This window comes from Dokdonella sp. GW821-FHT11D02 (genome assembly GCF_058808595.1).
In genome coordinates this window covers 47,380-60,825 of the sequence record NZ_CM179520.1, presented here as the reverse complement: position 1 = coordinate 60,825, position 13,446 = coordinate 47,380, and the positions used below count along the sequence as shown (strand labels likewise).

The following is a 13,446-nucleotide window of genomic DNA, read 5'->3' as shown; positions in this document are numbered from 1 at the left end:
ACGACTCACGACGATAGGCGTCGTAGGCCGTTCTTCACTACTGCACGTTCGCACGCCGGATCGCAGTCGACTGGACGATTCGACTCATTCGTCTCGGCTGCGGAACGATGCACAAAATCCGTCCAACGCGGTGCGCTCGACCTGCGATGAGGGATCGAGCGCGCAGCCTGATACAACTAAGAGGGGTAAGCTTCGACAGGCCGGAAAATTGTGGCCTACAGTTCGCTACTTCGAAATGCGCAACCCAGTGAACGTCAGTGTAAAAGCCACCACATTTCACGGTCGCCAGACCGAACTCCGCGCGATGCCGGGCCTGCGCATCGTGAGAGTCGAGCATCCCTCCGGACAGAACATCGCGCCGCATGGTCATGACATGGCATGTCTCACGCTGTACCGCTGCGGCGGCTACGTGGAGCAGCTGACAGACCTGGAAGCGCACATCGACGGACCGGCTGTGGCCTATCACCCGCCGTTCGAGCCGCACGCAAATCGGATCGGGCCGCTTGGCCTGGAAACGTTGTCGATCCTGTTCGATCGAACGCTGCTCCGCGGGCGTGCGCCGCGCGACTCTTGCGATACGAGCCGGATCTGGCGCGGCGGAAGCGTGGCGCGAGGCGCTCAGGTCCTGCTGAAGGAGCTGAAAGATCTGCCGCACAACGCGGCTCGATCGATCGCGCATTTCCTTGCGGTCGCTCGTAACGTGACGCCGACGCCGGAGCCGAGATGGCTGGAAGCAACCCGACGCGCGTTGGCCGAGCGTCCCGTCAGCACCGCCGACCTCGCACGGCAGCTCGATCTGCATCCCGCTTGGCTCGCGCGCGCCTATCTGCATTTCGTCGGCGAGAGTCTGCAAGCCACCGCACGCCGGCAACGGGTCGAGCAAGCCCTGTTGCTGATCCGCGCGGGCGCGTCATCGCTCGCGGACGTTGCGGCCGCTACGGGCTTTTGCGACCAGAGTCATATGGCGCGCTGCTTCAACGTGGTGATCGGTCGGCCGCCGAGTGCGGTCACGGCCGCGCACGAACCGGGCGGGTAATCCCGATTCGATCCAGCCACTCGCGAATCACCGAGGCCAGGGCGTACCTCTTGCCGCTGTACACGTCGTAGAAGTTGTGGTCGCCGAACGGAAAGAGGTGGATGTCGAAGTTGCTGCGTCCCGCTTTCTGCAATTGGCCGATGCGGTCGATCGACAGACGCGTCGGAATCGCCTCGTCGTACAGGCCGAAGGTCCACATCGTCGGAATCTCGAGTTTGCCGAGGATCTCGGCGGGATCGAAGCCACGTTCGCCGGTGAAATCCGCGGCGAGAATGTCCGCACCCGCGATCTGCGACAGGGTCGGACGGGTCTCTCCGTACTTGGCGACCGCGTCCAAGTAACCGGAGTGCACTTCCTCGATCCCGGCGGCCAGCGGTACGCCCTCGCCGATGAACAAGAAGCGGATCAGCGGCTCTCGCGACGCGGCGACGGGCATGATCCAGCCGGCCTGGCTGCCTCCGATAAGACCGAGCTTGGTGCGATCGATCTGCGGTTGCGTGGCAAGCCAACGCACGGCGTATTCGGCATCGCTGGCGAAGTCCGAGAACATCTTGCTCGTCGTCGGAACCTCCCACTTCGGATAGGTGCCGGTCGACTGGCCCGTTCCGCGCTTGTCGTAGACGAGCACGGCCACGCCGCCAGCTTGCAGCACGGTGTTGGTCCAGTAACTGGTCATCTCCCGCGTGGTCGGGCCGGAGCCGTGCACGATGACCACCGCAGGCATCTTGCCCGAGGTCCCCGGCGGCAGATGCAGCGTGCCGGCCAGGGTGACCTCGCCGGCCGGGATCGTGACGTCGCGCGAGATGACGCCGGCCGGGCGCTGCGCCGGTTCGGCGAACGCCGGCGAGGCGACCCAGCCGAACAAGAGGAAAAGGAGCAGTGCGGCAGCAAGCCGTGCGAATTTCGTTGTCGTATGCATGGACCGATGCTAGGCGCGCGATCGGTCGGCCCGCTTGGACGATTCGAAGGTTTGCGCAACTGCCCGAAGGCGCGCGCACTTCGAGTTCGTTACAGCGACGGCTTCGCCGCGCGCCGTCGGCTCGTGCACGCGCGGCAGGCGCGGTACGTCATGCCGATTCGCAATCGAGCTCGCCGCAACGAGCGGGCCTACTTCGCCGGCAACAACAGGATCTCGCGCTCGGAGACGTGCCGCGCGCGGATCGACCAGCCGGTTTGCAGCGCCTGCAACAGCGAATGCTGATCACCGACGCGGAACACGCCGCTGACGGTCAACGCCGAGAGTTCGGGATCGGCGAGACGAATCTTGGTTTCCGAATAGCGATTCATTTCTTCCAAGAGGTCGCCCAGGCGCCGTTCCTTGAAAGTCAACACGCCGCGCGTCCAATCGGAGGCATTCTGCAAATCGACTCGCGTCGGCCAGCCGAGCGCACCCTGTTCTTCCACACGCAGTTCTTCACCCGGCGCGAGCACGCGCGGCTCCGTCGCCGCCTGATCCGCCAGCGCCACGCTGACGATGCCCGACAGCAAGGTCACGGTGACTTCGCCGGCGTAGCGCGCGACCTGGAACTGCGTGCCGATGTCGCGCACGAGGCTGCGTCCGCTGCGCAACGAGAACGGCCGCTGCGCATCCGGCGCGACGTCGATGCGGACTCGGCCGCGCTCGAGCGTCAGTTCGCGTGCATCGGATGCGTACCGCACGCGCACGTCGGTGTCGGTATCCAATTGCAGCGCGGTGCCGTCGGCCAGTTCGACGCGACGCTGTTCGCCGATGGCGGTGGCGTAGTGCACGAGTTCGGGTTTGCGCCCATTGGCGATCCACAGCACGCCGGCCGCGATCGCCAGCATCAGCAACGCGGCGGCGGCGAACCGCTCCGGCCACGCCGACCAACGCGCGCTGCGCGCGCTGGTCGCATAGCGCGCTGCGCGCGCGGCGGCGCGCATGCGCTCGTCGTCTTTCAGCGCGGCCGCCTCGAAATGGTGTTGCGCGACGGCCGCATAGGCGTCAGCGTGCGCCGGGTCTGCCGCACACCAGGCTTCGAACGCTTCGTGCTCGCGTTCGCTGCAGTCCGGCGAGAGGAGCCGGGCGAGCCAGCGCGCCGCCGCTTCGTCGATCCGATCAGAGGACATCTTCTCGATTCCTTGCAGAACTGACTTCCAACCACGTGCGCAAGAGGCGCAAGGCGCGCGAGATGCTCTTCTCGACGGCCTTGGCGGATACGCCGCTGCGACGGGCGATTTCGGGGTAGGTCATGCCTTCGATCCGGTGCAGCAGGTAGGCCTCGCGGCAACGCAGCGGCAACTGCTCGATCGCGCTTTGCATGCGCGCCAGGCTTTCGCGATCGCTCGCGTGTTGCTCGGGCGACGGTTCGTGCGAGGGCGCTTCGTTCGGTTCGACCATTTCCAAGCGGCGTTCGCGCTCCGCCGCCGAACTCCGTGCACGATCGCGCAAAAGATTGATCGCGATGCGATACAGCAGCGCCTGCCAGGCCTCCGCCGGTTCGCTGCGACTGTAGCGAAGCAACCGCATCAGGCTCTCCTGAGCGATGTCCTGCGCATCGGGCTCGGAGACGTTCATGCGCAGCAAGAAGCGCAGCAAAGGCTGTCGGCGTTCTCGCACGAAATGCTCGATGCGGTGGCTGTCGCCCCACTGCGGTGGCCGCGGCGTATGCGGCATGACCTTGCTCACGCTGCGTAGTGAAATCCGGCGGCCACCATCGAGGGAAGGAAGGCTCGTGTCAATGACGCCAGCGCTCCGCGGTCGATGCGACCAGGCGCAATGCACGCGCCTCGCCCGCTGCGGAAACGGCGGGGCGCTCGGCCGCGCGCGGGCGCGCCACTGCGTCCAGACGCACCGGGCGCGGCGCTGCGAACAGGCCCGGCACGCAGCGCGCCAGTACCGGCTCGAGCAAGGACGGGCCCAGCATCAGCAGCATCCATTGCAGCGAGCGGTGCGCGGGGTCCGCTTCGTGGTTGGGCGCGCGGGTGAAAACACCGCGTGCGATCGCCAGCAGGGAAGCGAGCAGGGCGGTGCCGTTGGGGCCGCCGTCGACGACGATCATGCGGCGCAGATAGGCGCGCATTTCGGGCTGGCCGTTGAGCAGCTCGCCGATCGCATCGGCGAAGGCGCGGCAGCGCTCTTCGCTGGAACGCTCGCCGTGGCTGGCTTCGATCTCGTGCGCGACCTGGTCGAACGCGCCGACCACCCAGGCGTCGGTGGCGTCGCGCAGCTGGTGTTTGCTGCCGAAGTGGTGCGCGATCAGGGCGAGGGACACCCCGGCCGTCTGCGCGATCGATCGCAACGAGGTCTGGGCATAGCCGTCGGCGCCGAACAGGCGCAGAGCGGCGTGACGAATACGGGCCCTGCCCGTCAGGTCTGCAAGCCGAATATCGATCGTGTCCACGGGGTTCCTGTGCGCCTCGCGTGACCGCCAACCGCTGGCGATCCTTCCGCTAAAGGCACAAACGCCGCAGCGCGGACTTCACCCTACCCGTCCGGGACGAATTCGCCGGCAGGTGCTGTCACACGGTAAGCACGGCTATCGACGGGCTCAGCGCTCGGGTCGCCGTTTGCGCGGACCGGCCCAGCGTTCCCGCGGCAGACCGAAGCGCAGAGCCGGCTTGCCGAACTGCGTGGTGCTGCCTTCTGCTTCGAAGCCTAGCCGCAGCAGCAGAGGTGGTACGGAGCGGTTTTCCGGTGAGCACGATCCGATCAGTTTCGGTAAGCCGAGGCGGTTGAAAGCGTACTCGCACAACGCGACACCCCCTTCGAGCCCGTAGCCACGGCCCCACGCTCGCGGTAGCAGGCGCGTGCCGATCTCGACTTCGCCGACCTCAGTGTTCGGCACCAGCGAGAAGATGCCGATGAATTCGTTGCGCGCGCCCGTCGCGTACCAGATACCCAGTCCGGGCCGATCTCGATAGATCTGTTGCGTCTGCTCGATCATTCCCACGACTTCGCGCAGGGTGTTCAGCGGCGCATCGAGGACGTGCCGTGCGACGCGGCTCTCTAACCCCAGGCGCAGCAGATCGAGTGCCTGCGCATAGGCGAGGTCGAACAACTGGAGACGTCGTGTCTGCAGAATCGATGCGGCTGACGATCCGAGCGCCACGGTCGGCTGGCTCGAAAGCTCGCGGGTAGTGGAGTCGTCGGCCGCCATTTGTGTTTGATAAGCGATAAAAAGCCCCACTCGAACCTAGGGCAATCCCGAGGTCGGGCCGGCCCTAGATTGACGCTGGACCGGCACGGAGGAAACTAGCACACACGTCCATGTACGGGCGGTATCGCGGCGAACGCAGCCGCTCTCAATCAGACCTCGCTAAGGAGAACGGCCATGACTCAACTTGCGCAAATCGTCAAGCCCTTGATGGATATCGTCAAACCGCTGCTGGGCCAGCTCACCAACATGCTGGGCGGCTTGCTCGGCGGCGCCGCTGGCGGCCTGCTGAACAACCTGCTCGGCCAGTCCGGCATGGGCCAGGACGCGCAGAAGTCGTTCCTCGACAACTTCACGCAGGGCTTCAGCGGCGGCTTCGGCCAAGCCATCGGCCAGAACTGAGATCGCCGCGATGAGCAATGCAGGACCCGAGGATGATCGGCAGGTCTACATGGCCAGCGTGGCCGAAATGCGTGCCAATGACCTGATCAATGCCGACGACGAGAACGCCCTGATCCGGCACTACGAGGACCAGAAAGCGTCTCTCGAAGCAGCCTTCCTCGAGTTCCTGCCCGAGTACCAGCGCCGCGTGCGCGAAGACGGCGAGGCCAACGCGAACGAATGGCTGGCCGTGACCGCCCGCGAGATTGGCCGGCGCGAAGGCGAAGCGGCGCGCAAGGCGGTTGACGGTTTGTCGGCGGTGCGCAACGCGCCGGCCAGCTGATCGGCACATTCGAAGCGGTTTCGAAGCGAACGACCACGCCCAGCGTGGTCGTTTTCGTTTGGGCGCGATGAAGTCTCCTCGCCCATGCAACCGACAATCCGGACGGCGTCTCCTAAGCGGCCATCGCCCGCCCGGAGTCCGCCATGCAACGCCTTGTGTTGCTCCTGATCCTGCTGTTCGCCGGCACCGCCGCGGCACACGCCGCCGAGCCGGCCGCCTTCATCGAAACCTACGCGAAGCAGCACGGCTTCAGCGGCTCGATTCGGATCGTGCGTCCCGGTAAGCCGGACTACACGCGCAGCTTCGGCCTGGCCAATATCCCCTTCGAGCAGCCCAACCGCGCGCAGACCCGCTACAAGATCGCCTCGATCACCAAGCTGTTCACCGCGACCCTGATCCTGCAGCTGCACGAGCAAGGCAAGCTCGATCTCGAACGCCCGATCCGCACGTATCTGACGGACTACCCGGGCCGCGGCGGCGACACGATCACCGTGCATCAGCTGCTCAATCACACCTCCGGCCTGCCGAATTTCGACCAAGTCGGCGATGCCGGCGATGCGATCCGCAACGGCTTACCCGTCTATCAGAAGCCCTACACGAGCGAGCAGCTGCTGACGATGTTCTGCATCGGCGAGCCGCGTTATCCGCCCGGAACCCGGTTCGACTACAACAACGGCGACTACGTCGTACTCGGCAAGATCGTCGAACGCCTGTACGGCGCGCCGTTCGAGCGTGTGCTGAAGGAGCGCATCCTCGATCCCCTGCGCATGCGCGACAGCGGCTTCTTGCATCAAAGCGACATCGTCGCGGGGCTGGCCGACACTTATTTCTATCGCGACGACCTGAAGGCGCTGTCGCCGGATCTGCCGGTCTATCCGGAGAACTGGTACGCCGCCGGTGCGCTCTACTCGACCACGGCCGACCTGGCCACGTTTTCGCGCGCGCTGTTCGGTCACCGACTCTTGCGCGCCGATTCGCTCGAGCGGATGTTCAAGCCCGGCCTCGACGACTACGGCTACGGTCTCTGGTCCTACGACACCAAGCTCGGTGGCGTGCCGCGCCGCGTGGTCAAGCGCCCCGGCCGCATCATGGGCGCGCAGGCGCAGCTGTTCCACGTGTTCGAACCGGACCTCACCATCATCCTGCTGGCCAACACCGCAGCGGTCGATCTGGACGAATTCGTCGCCGGTATCGCCAAACACGCGGTCGATTGAGCGCCTTCAGAGTTCTTCATTCGCATTTCCGGCACTTCATTGCGGTTTGCGCTCGACTCGGCGCTCCTTCCGATGGAGTGCGTCATGCGATACCGAGGTCTGACTGCGTTGTTCGGCCTGCTGTTCTTCGGCCCGTTGTTCTCGGGCGCTCTGGCCGCGGCCGAACCGAGCGCCTATCAAGTTCCCGACACCCTCGCCGACGGTTGGACCGGTACCGATGCCGGCTCGCTCGGCTGGGACACGGCCAAGCTCGGCGCGATCCCGGCCCGCATCGCCGCGCAGGATCTCAAGGGCATCACCAGCATCGTGGTCGCCGATGCCAACCGGCTGGTGTACGAGCGTTACTTCAACGGCGGTACGCGCGAGACGCCCAACGACATGCGCTCGGCGACCAAGACCTTGACCGCGGTGCTGGCGAGCGCCGCGATCGACCGCGACCTGATCGCCGGCGTGTCGGCCAAGGTCTATCCCTACTTCCGCGATCTGGCGCCGCTGCGCAACGCCGATCCGCGCAAGGACGCCTTCACCCTGGAAGACCTGCTGACCATGAGTTCGCTGTGGGAATGCGACGACGACAACGCATTTTCCAGCGGCAACGAAGAACGCATGTACGTGACCGAGAACTGGCTGCGCTTCGCGCTCGAACTGCCGATCAAGGGTTTCGCGCCGTGGATGAGCAAGCCGGCCGACAGTCCTTACGGCCGCGCGTTCGCCTATTGCACCGCCGGCAGCTTCGTCGCCGGCGCCGTGGTCGAGCGCGCCACGCACAAGTCGCTGGCGGCGTTCGCGGCCGAGGCATTAGAGAAGCCGCTCGGCATCACCAGCTCGCAATGGAACCGTTCGCCCGATGGTGTCGTGATGGGCGGCGGGGGCGCACGCTATCGCAGCCGCGACATCGCCAAGATCGGCGCGATGCTCGCCGACGGCGGTCGCTGGAACGGGCGGCAGGTCGTCTCTTCGCGTTGGATCGACGCGATGCTGACGCCGCATGCGCAGGCGCGCGAGGACGCCGAGTACGGCTATCTGATCTGGCGCTTCCATTTCGCGCTGGACGGCACCGATCACGCGGTGTGGGCGATGAGCGGCAACGGCGGCAACTACGTGTTCGTGCTGCCCGAGCGCAAAATCGTCGCCGTGATCACCAGCCGCGCCTACAACCAGCGCAACGCGCATGCGCAGTCGCAGGAACTGTTCCGCGACTTCATTTTGCCGGCACTGCCGCGTTCGCGTTGAGCAGGTCCTGCGGAAACCAGGCGGCCGCCAGCGCCTGCGCGCGCTCGGCCGCCAGCGCACGACTGATGCGGTCGATCACCTCGGCAAAGCGCGGTTCGCCGGCGATCGGGCGCCACAACGGCGAGATTTGTAGCCAGGCCTGATCGCGAAACCCGCCGTCCACCGCGCGGCCGAGCGCGGCGATGGCGCCGTCACGATCGGCGGCGGCGGCGCGCAGCAGGGCGATCTCGATCCATTCGTCCGGCCGGTCCGCCGCGTCGGCGGCGATCTTGGCGGCGCGGTCGCCAAGCCAAGCGCGGTCGGGAGCCGGCGTGCCGTACAGGCGGCTCAGACTGGTCGGCAGACTTTGATGCGGACGCAGCGCGGCGGCGCGGCCGAACATGTCCGCCGCGCGCGCCTGCTCGCCGCGTAGCAGGGCGAGTTCGCCGGCGAGCAGGAACAGCTGCGGATGCGGCGGACGCTGCAGGGCCTCGGCCAAGGCGGCGTCGGCATCGGCGTAGCGCCCCTGCACGAACAGAAAGCGCGGCCAGGCGAGGTTGCCGAATACGTTGTCCGGATACAGGCGGAAGATTCTCGCGTAACGCTGCTCGGCCGCCGCAGCGAAGCCGAGCAATTCCAGATTGCGCGCGATCTGCAGGTCGAGGAAACGCAGATTCGCGCCGGAACGTTCGACCGTGAGGTTGTTTTCGAGCGCGGCGGCGAGCCGCCCTTGCGCCGCGTACAGATTCGCAGCGGAGGCGCGGCTGTCCACCCGTTCGGCGGGATCGAGCGCGAACGCGCGCTCGTACTCGGCGATGGCGGCGTCGATGTTGCCGCGGCAGTCGTAAACATAGGCCAGCGCGTTGTGTGCCGCGCCGTCGCCCGGGTCGTGCGCGATCGCCGCTTCCGCCAGCGCTTGCGCGCGCGCGGTCGCGTCCGGGCCGCCGTTGTACAGGCACATGCGCGCGCTGAGCGCGCGGCTGAGGCCGATGCCGGCCATCACATCAGCCGGATCGGCGGCGAGCGCCTGCTCGTACAACGCAATCGCGCGTTCGTTGTTCTCGTTCTGGCCGATACCGGCGTAGTAGCGCGCACGCTGCAACAGTTCTTCGCGGGCGTCGGCCGCGGCGACCGGCGCGTGCGGCCGAGGCCAAATGAAGACGCTCAGAACCGTCAGCAGCGCGACCAGAACGAGGCCGACGCCCCATGCATACGCGCGATGGCGTGCGCGCGGCGCGCGCGCGACCGAAGGCTCCAGCCGTGGCGCGACGCAGAGTTGGTAGCCGCGAGCGCGCACAGAGCGGAGGTAGCGCGGATTGCGCCCATCGTCGCCGAGTGCCTGGCGCAGCAGCTTGACGCGCTGGGTCACGGTTTCCTCGTTGACCACGGCCGGTGCCCACACTTGCGCGATCAGCTCGTCGAAGCCGACCACCCGATCGCCTTGTTCGACCAAGTAACGTAGCAGCTGGAAACTGAGACCGGCCACCTCGAGCGGCGCGCCGTCTCCGCGCGTTACGCGCTGGCGCGCCAGATCGATGCGGAGATCGTCGAGCAGGTAGGTCGGCAGGGGCGCGTCATTCATCGGCTCGCATCCTATGCCATGGGCGCCGGCGCTTGCCCGCCGCCAGGCGCGCGCTTACACTGCGCGCGCTCCATTGGGGAGTAGCCGGCCGCAGCGAAACGCTACGGCGCTCGCGTCAACACACTTGGCGAACACGCCATGGCGCGCGCAGGATTGCTTGCAATCTTCCGGCAAGACCTTTGGTTCTCACTGACCAACCCGGGCCGGGGCGGTACGTGCGGAATCATTGTGTCCACTCGCCCCAGCCCGCCGGAGCTTTCATGCAAACCCTGCTCGTTTCGACCGCCGCGGTCGCGATCGCCGAGATCGGCGACAAGACGCAGCTGCTTTCCCTGATTCTAGCGGCGAAGTACCGCCGGCCCTGGCCGATCTGCATCGGCATTCTGCTGGCGACCCTGGTCAACCACGCCATCGCCGGCTCGGTCGGTGCGCTGGTGTCTGCCTGGCTCTCGCCGGAAACCTTGAAGTGGATCGTCGCGGTGAGCTTCTTCGCGGTCGCCGCCTGGACCCTGATCCCGGACAAGGCCGACGAAGAAGGCGCCGCGCGCGGTGCCGGCCGCGGCGTGCTGCTGGCGACCCTGATCGCGTTCTTCCTCGCCGAGATGGGCGACAAGACGCAGGTCGCGACGGTCGTGCTGGCCGCGCAGTATCACCCGCTGTGGCAGGTCGTGGTCGGTACTACGGTCGGCATGCTGCTGGCGAACGTGCCGGTGGTCTGGCTCGGCGCGCGCTTCGCGCAGCGGTTGCCGCTGAAGGCAGCGCGCATGGGCGCTGCGCTGTTGTTCGCGGCATTGGGACTTTGGATCGTGCTGCGCTAGCGACGATGGCGAGGCGCGTTCGCGCTCTTATCGAATCCCCAATCCCCAATCCCGGCCCTAAAGCGCATCCGCATCGAGTTCCCCGGTGCGGATGCGGATCACGCGATCGAGCTTCCAGACGAAAATCTTGCCGTCGCCGATCTTGCCGGTGTTGGCGGTGTGCGCGATCGTTTCGACCACGCGCTCGATCTGGTCGTCGCTGACCGCGACCTCGATCTTGATCTTGGGCAGGAAGTCGACCACGTACTCGGCGCCGCGATACAGCTCGGTATGGCCTTTCTGGCGGCCGAAGCCTTTGATTTCGGTGACCGTGATGCCCTGCACGCCGACTTCGGCGAGTGCTTCGCGCACTTCGTCGAGCTTGAACGGCTTGATGATCGCCATGACCATGTGCATCGGTCGATTCCCATTGCGAATGTCGCGGCGACTATAGCCGGATCGATCCGTGTAGGAAATTTCTTACACGAAGTTCCGAAACCGCCGGCTGGCGCTGCGATTCGCGCCGGCTAGACTGTCTCTCGTTGGGGACGCAGCGCCGAAGGAACGGCGCCGCAAGGAAGCTTCCGGCCGACGGCGGGTACACCCGCCGTCGGTCGACCCCCAGGGACTTTGAATCTTGCGTCGAAGCGGCCGGTACAGGCCGCGCGGCGTGTCGTCCGACCATCCGAATCATGCCCAAAGGGTGAGCCATGATCGAGCTTCGTTCCATCGATGACCTCGCGCGACGACTGGCCGCGCTGGTCCCGCCCGGCCTCGATCAGGCGCGCGAGGACCTTACCGGCAATTTCCGCAGCGCCCTGCAGGCCGGCTTGCGCCAGCTCGATCTGGTGACGCGCGAGGAGTTCGACGTGCAGCGCTGCGTGCTCTTGCGCACGCGCGAGAAAATCGAACAGCTGGAGCAGCAGATCCTCGCCCTCGAGCGCCTGGTCGGCGCGGCGACGACGCAGCCCAAGCACTAACCCAGCGATCCGCCACAGCGCGTTTTTTCGCCTATACGAGCGCCGCACCTCTGCGGCGCCGCTGGAGCCACGCGTGTCCGCGATCGACGTCATGATGCCGTCTTCAGATCGGTTGTACGGTTTCCCGGGAAGCCCGCTGCTCTGCGCAGCTCACCCCCTGGCGGGAGTGGCGGGCTCTTTTCCGGAGCATCCATGAGCCTCGCCGTCGTCTACACGCGCGCGCAGGCCGGAGTCGCAGCGCCCCTGGTCGCGTGCGAGGTGCATCTGTCGGGCGGTCTGCCCGGCACCTCGATCGTCGGCCTGCCCGAAACGGCGGTGAAGGAAGCGCGCGACCGCGTGCGCGCCGCGATCCTCAATGCACAAATGGAGTATCCGCAGCGCCGCGTGACGGTGAATCTGGCACCGGCCGACCTGCCCAAGGACGGCGGCCGCTTCGATCTGCCGATCGCGCTCGGCATCCTCGCCGCCAACGGCGGCCTGCCGCGCGACGCCTTGAGTGGACACGAGTTCGTCGGCGAATTGGCGCTGTCGGGCGAGCTGCGGTCGGTGCAGGGCGTGCTCCCGGCCGTGCTGCATGCGACGCGCATCGGCCGGCGCGTGATCCTGCCACGCGGCAACGGCGCCGAAGCGGCCCTGGTCGCTGGCGCGGACGTGCGCGTCGCCGATTCGCTGCTCGACGTCTGCGCGCACCTGGCCGGTCGCGCCGAACTCGCAGCGCCGGCGCTCGTTCCACTGTCGGCCGCCGCCGATCCGCTCGACCTCGCCGACGTGCGCGGGCAGCCGCAGGCGCGCCGCGCGCTCGAGATCGCCGCCGCCGGCGGCCACAATCTCCTGCTTGTCGGTCCGCCGGGAACCGGCAAGACCATGCTGGCCAGCCGCTTGCCCGGCATCCTGCCGCCGCTGGAAGAATACGAAGCGCTCGAACTCGCGGCGATCCGTTCCGTCGCCGGCCACGACAACGACGTCTCGTGCTGGAAAAAGCGCGCGTTCCGTCATCCGCACCACACCGCTTCTGCCGCCGCTCTGGTCGGCGGCGGTTCGCTGCCGCGCCCGGGCGAGATCTCACTGGCGCACTACGGCGTGCTGTTTCTCGACGAGCTGCCCGAATTCGACCGCCACGTGTTCGAAGTGCTGCGCGAGCCGCTCGAATCGGGCCGCATCTCGATCTCCCGCGCGGCGCGGCAAGTCGAATTTCCGGCACGCTTCCAACTCGTCGCGGCAATGAATCCCTGCCCCTGCGGCTACGCCGGCGATCCGAGCGGCCGCTGCCGCTGCACCGCGGACGCGATCGCGCGTTACCGCGCGCGCATTTCCGGTCCCTTGCTCGACCGCATCGATCTCAAACTGGAGCTGCCGCGCGTGGCACCGGCCGACTTGCGCGAAGCCGGCAGCGGCGAATCCAGCGCGCGCGTGCGCACGCGCGTCGCTGAAGCGCGCATGCGTCAGCTCGAGCGCGCCGGCAAACCGAACGCCTGGCTCACCAACCGCGAAGTCGAACGCGATTGCGATTTGAGCAGCAACGAGCACGGCCTGCTCGATCGCGCGGTCGAACATCTCGCCCTGTCGGCGCGCGCCTATCATCGCGTTCTGCGCGTCGCGCGCACGATCGCCGATCTGGCCGATGCAGTGCGCATCGAGACGGCGCATTTGTCCGAGGCGATCCAGTACCGTCGGTTCGCCGAGTGAGAGCAGTGCTCGATTAGTCAGTGCTCGGCGAGCGAAAAGTCGCTCGCCGCGCCCATCGCGGCGTGTAAAGTGGGAGCGTCCTGGGCCGGACTCCGACGCC

General features: G+C 66.9%; 15 protein-coding genes and 1 riboswitch. Of the genes, 8 read left to right on the top strand and 7 right to left on the bottom strand.

Annotated elements, in window-relative coordinates:
• The first annotated feature begins 235 nt into the window (after positions 1 to 235).
• Positions 236 to 1,036: a helix-turn-helix domain-containing protein gene (locus AC3QL3_RS00280; protein ID WP_492896212.1), complete on the top strand. Its 801-nt coding sequence runs from the start codon at positions 236 to 238 to the stop codon at positions 1,034 to 1,036.
• On the opposite strand, the gene AC3QL3_RS00275 is transcribed toward AC3QL3_RS00280, so the two are convergent.
• The 5 genes from AC3QL3_RS00275 to AC3QL3_RS00255 all read right to left on the bottom strand — a co-directional run bounded on the left by AC3QL3_RS00275 (position 1,008) and on the right by AC3QL3_RS00255 (position 5,154).
• Positions 1,008 to 1,955, bottom strand: a complete 948-nt coding sequence (locus AC3QL3_RS00275) for an alpha/beta hydrolase family protein (RefSeq protein WP_492896211.1) — start codon at positions 1,953 to 1,955, stop codon at positions 1,008 to 1,010. The genes AC3QL3_RS00280 and AC3QL3_RS00275 overlap by 29 nt on opposite strands.
• 188 nt (positions 1,956 to 2,143) lie before the next feature.
• Positions 2,144 to 3,124, bottom strand: a complete 981-nt coding sequence (locus tag AC3QL3_RS00270; RefSeq protein ID WP_492896210.1) for a FecR family protein — start codon at positions 3,122 to 3,124, stop codon at positions 2,144 to 2,146.
• On the bottom strand, positions 3,114 to 3,683 hold the full coding sequence (locus AC3QL3_RS00265) for an RNA polymerase sigma factor (RefSeq protein ID WP_492896209.1): 570 nt from the start codon (positions 3,681 to 3,683) through the stop codon (positions 3,114 to 3,116). The genes AC3QL3_RS00270 and AC3QL3_RS00265 overlap by 11 nt, the downstream gene beginning before the upstream one ends.
• A gap of 49 nt (positions 3,684 to 3,732) precedes the next feature.
• A complete protein-coding gene (locus AC3QL3_RS00260) occupies positions 3,733 to 4,398 on the bottom strand; it encodes a TetR/AcrR family transcriptional regulator (protein ID WP_492896208.1) in 666 nt (221 codons plus the stop codon).
• Between the two features lie 147 nt (positions 4,399 to 4,545).
• Positions 4,546 to 5,154 carry a GNAT family N-acetyltransferase gene (locus tag AC3QL3_RS00255; RefSeq protein WP_492896207.1) on the bottom strand — a complete coding sequence of 203 codons (609 nt, stop codon included), beginning with the start codon at positions 5,152 to 5,154 and terminating at the stop codon, positions 4,546 to 4,548.
• Positions 5,155 to 5,328: 174 nt separating this feature from the next.
• On the opposite strand from AC3QL3_RS00255, the gene AC3QL3_RS00250 reads away from it, so the two are divergent.
• The 4 genes from AC3QL3_RS00250 (at position 5,329) to AC3QL3_RS00235 (ending at position 8,322) form a co-directional block, all read left to right on the top strand.
• Positions 5,329 to 5,553, top strand: a complete 225-nt coding sequence (locus AC3QL3_RS00250) for a hypothetical protein (protein WP_492896206.1) — start codon at positions 5,329 to 5,331, stop codon at positions 5,551 to 5,553.
• A gap of 49 nt (positions 5,554 to 5,602) precedes the next feature.
• A complete protein-coding gene (locus tag AC3QL3_RS00245) occupies positions 5,603 to 5,875 on the top strand; it encodes a hypothetical protein (protein WP_492896205.1) in 273 nt (90 codons plus the stop codon).
• Positions 5,876 to 6,018: 143 nt separating this feature from the next.
• A complete protein-coding gene (locus AC3QL3_RS00240) occupies positions 6,019 to 7,089 on the top strand; it encodes a serine hydrolase domain-containing protein (RefSeq protein ID WP_492896204.1) in 1,071 nt (356 codons plus the stop codon).
• 84 nt (positions 7,090 to 7,173) lie between these two features.
• Entirely contained in the window at positions 7,174 to 8,322 is a 1,149-nt protein-coding gene (locus AC3QL3_RS00235; RefSeq protein WP_492896203.1) for a serine hydrolase domain-containing protein, read from the top strand.
• Here the strand turns inward: AC3QL3_RS00235 and AC3QL3_RS00230 are convergent.
• Positions 8,291 to 9,883, bottom strand: coding sequence for a winged helix-turn-helix domain-containing protein (locus AC3QL3_RS00230; RefSeq protein ID WP_492896202.1), 1,593 nt, complete (start codon positions 9,881 to 9,883; stop codon positions 8,291 to 8,293). The genes AC3QL3_RS00235 and AC3QL3_RS00230 overlap by 32 nt on opposite strands.
• A 71-nt stretch (positions 9,884 to 9,954) precedes the next feature.
• Positions 9,955 to 10,050: riboswitch (yybP-ykoY riboswitch) on the top strand.
• A 93-nt stretch (positions 10,051 to 10,143) separates the two neighbouring features.
• Between AC3QL3_RS00230 and AC3QL3_RS00225 the strand changes: the two genes are divergently transcribed.
• Positions 10,144 to 10,701 (top strand): TMEM165/GDT1 family protein, encoded by a 558-nt coding sequence (locus AC3QL3_RS00225; protein ID WP_492896201.1) that lies wholly within the window; start codon positions 10,144 to 10,146, stop codon positions 10,699 to 10,701.
• Positions 10,702 to 10,758: 57 nt separating this feature from the next.
• Here the strand turns inward: AC3QL3_RS00225 and AC3QL3_RS00220 are convergent, their stop codons facing one another.
• Positions 10,759 to 11,097: a P-II family nitrogen regulator gene (locus tag AC3QL3_RS00220; RefSeq protein ID WP_492896200.1), complete on the bottom strand. Its 339-nt coding sequence runs from the start codon at positions 11,095 to 11,097 to the stop codon at positions 10,759 to 10,761.
• A 293-nt stretch (positions 11,098 to 11,390) separates the two neighbouring features.
• Here AC3QL3_RS00220 and ubiK point away from each other — a divergent pair, with 293 nt between their 5' ends.
• Together ubiK and AC3QL3_RS00210 are read left to right on the top strand one after the other, a co-directional pair.
• A complete protein-coding gene (gene ubiK, locus AC3QL3_RS00215; protein WP_492896199.1) occupies positions 11,391 to 11,660 on the top strand; it encodes a ubiquinone biosynthesis accessory factor UbiK in 270 nt (89 codons plus the stop codon).
• Positions 11,661 to 11,852: 192 nt separating this feature from the next.
• Positions 11,853 to 13,346, top strand: a complete 1,494-nt coding sequence (locus AC3QL3_RS00210) for a YifB family Mg chelatase-like AAA ATPase (protein WP_492896198.1) — start codon at positions 11,853 to 11,855, stop codon at positions 13,344 to 13,346.
• Positions 13,347 to 13,446 lie beyond the last annotated feature (100 nt).

Coding starts and splice junctions, on each gene's coding strand:
- AC3QL3_RS00280 (WP_492896212.1), top strand. CDS start 236: ATGCGCAACCCAGTGAACGTCAGTGTAAAAGCCACCACATTTCACGGT.
- AC3QL3_RS00275 (WP_492896211.1), bottom strand. CDS start 1,955: ATGCATACGACAACGAAATTCGCACGGCTTGCTGCCGCACTGCTCCTT.
- AC3QL3_RS00270 (WP_492896210.1), bottom strand. CDS start 3,124: ATGTCCTCTGATCGGATCGACGAAGCGGCGGCGCGCTGGCTCGCCCGG.
- AC3QL3_RS00255 (WP_492896207.1), bottom strand. CDS start 5,154: ATGGCGGCCGACGACTCCACTACCCGCGAGCTTTCGAGCCAGCCGACC.
- AC3QL3_RS00250 (WP_492896206.1), top strand. CDS start 5,329: ATGACTCAACTTGCGCAAATCGTCAAGCCCTTGATGGATATCGTCAAA.
- AC3QL3_RS00245 (WP_492896205.1), top strand. CDS start 5,603: ATGGCCAGCGTGGCCGAAATGCGTGCCAATGACCTGATCAATGCCGAC.
- AC3QL3_RS00240 (WP_492896204.1), top strand. CDS start 6,019: ATGCAACGCCTTGTGTTGCTCCTGATCCTGCTGTTCGCCGGCACCGCC.
- AC3QL3_RS00235 (WP_492896203.1), top strand. CDS start 7,174: ATGCGATACCGAGGTCTGACTGCGTTGTTCGGCCTGCTGTTCTTCGGC.
- AC3QL3_RS00230 (WP_492896202.1), bottom strand. CDS start 9,883: ATGAATGACGCGCCCCTGCCGACCTACCTGCTCGACGATCTCCGCATC.
- AC3QL3_RS00225 (WP_492896201.1), top strand. CDS start 10,144: ATGCAAACCCTGCTCGTTTCGACCGCCGCGGTCGCGATCGCCGAGATC.
- AC3QL3_RS00220 (WP_492896200.1), bottom strand. CDS start 11,097: ATGCACATGGTCATGGCGATCATCAAGCCGTTCAAGCTCGACGAAGTG.
- ubiK (WP_492896199.1), top strand. CDS start 11,391: ATGATCGAGCTTCGTTCCATCGATGACCTCGCGCGACGACTGGCCGCG.
- AC3QL3_RS00210 (WP_492896198.1), top strand. CDS start 11,853: ATGAGCCTCGCCGTCGTCTACACGCGCGCGCAGGCCGGAGTCGCAGCG.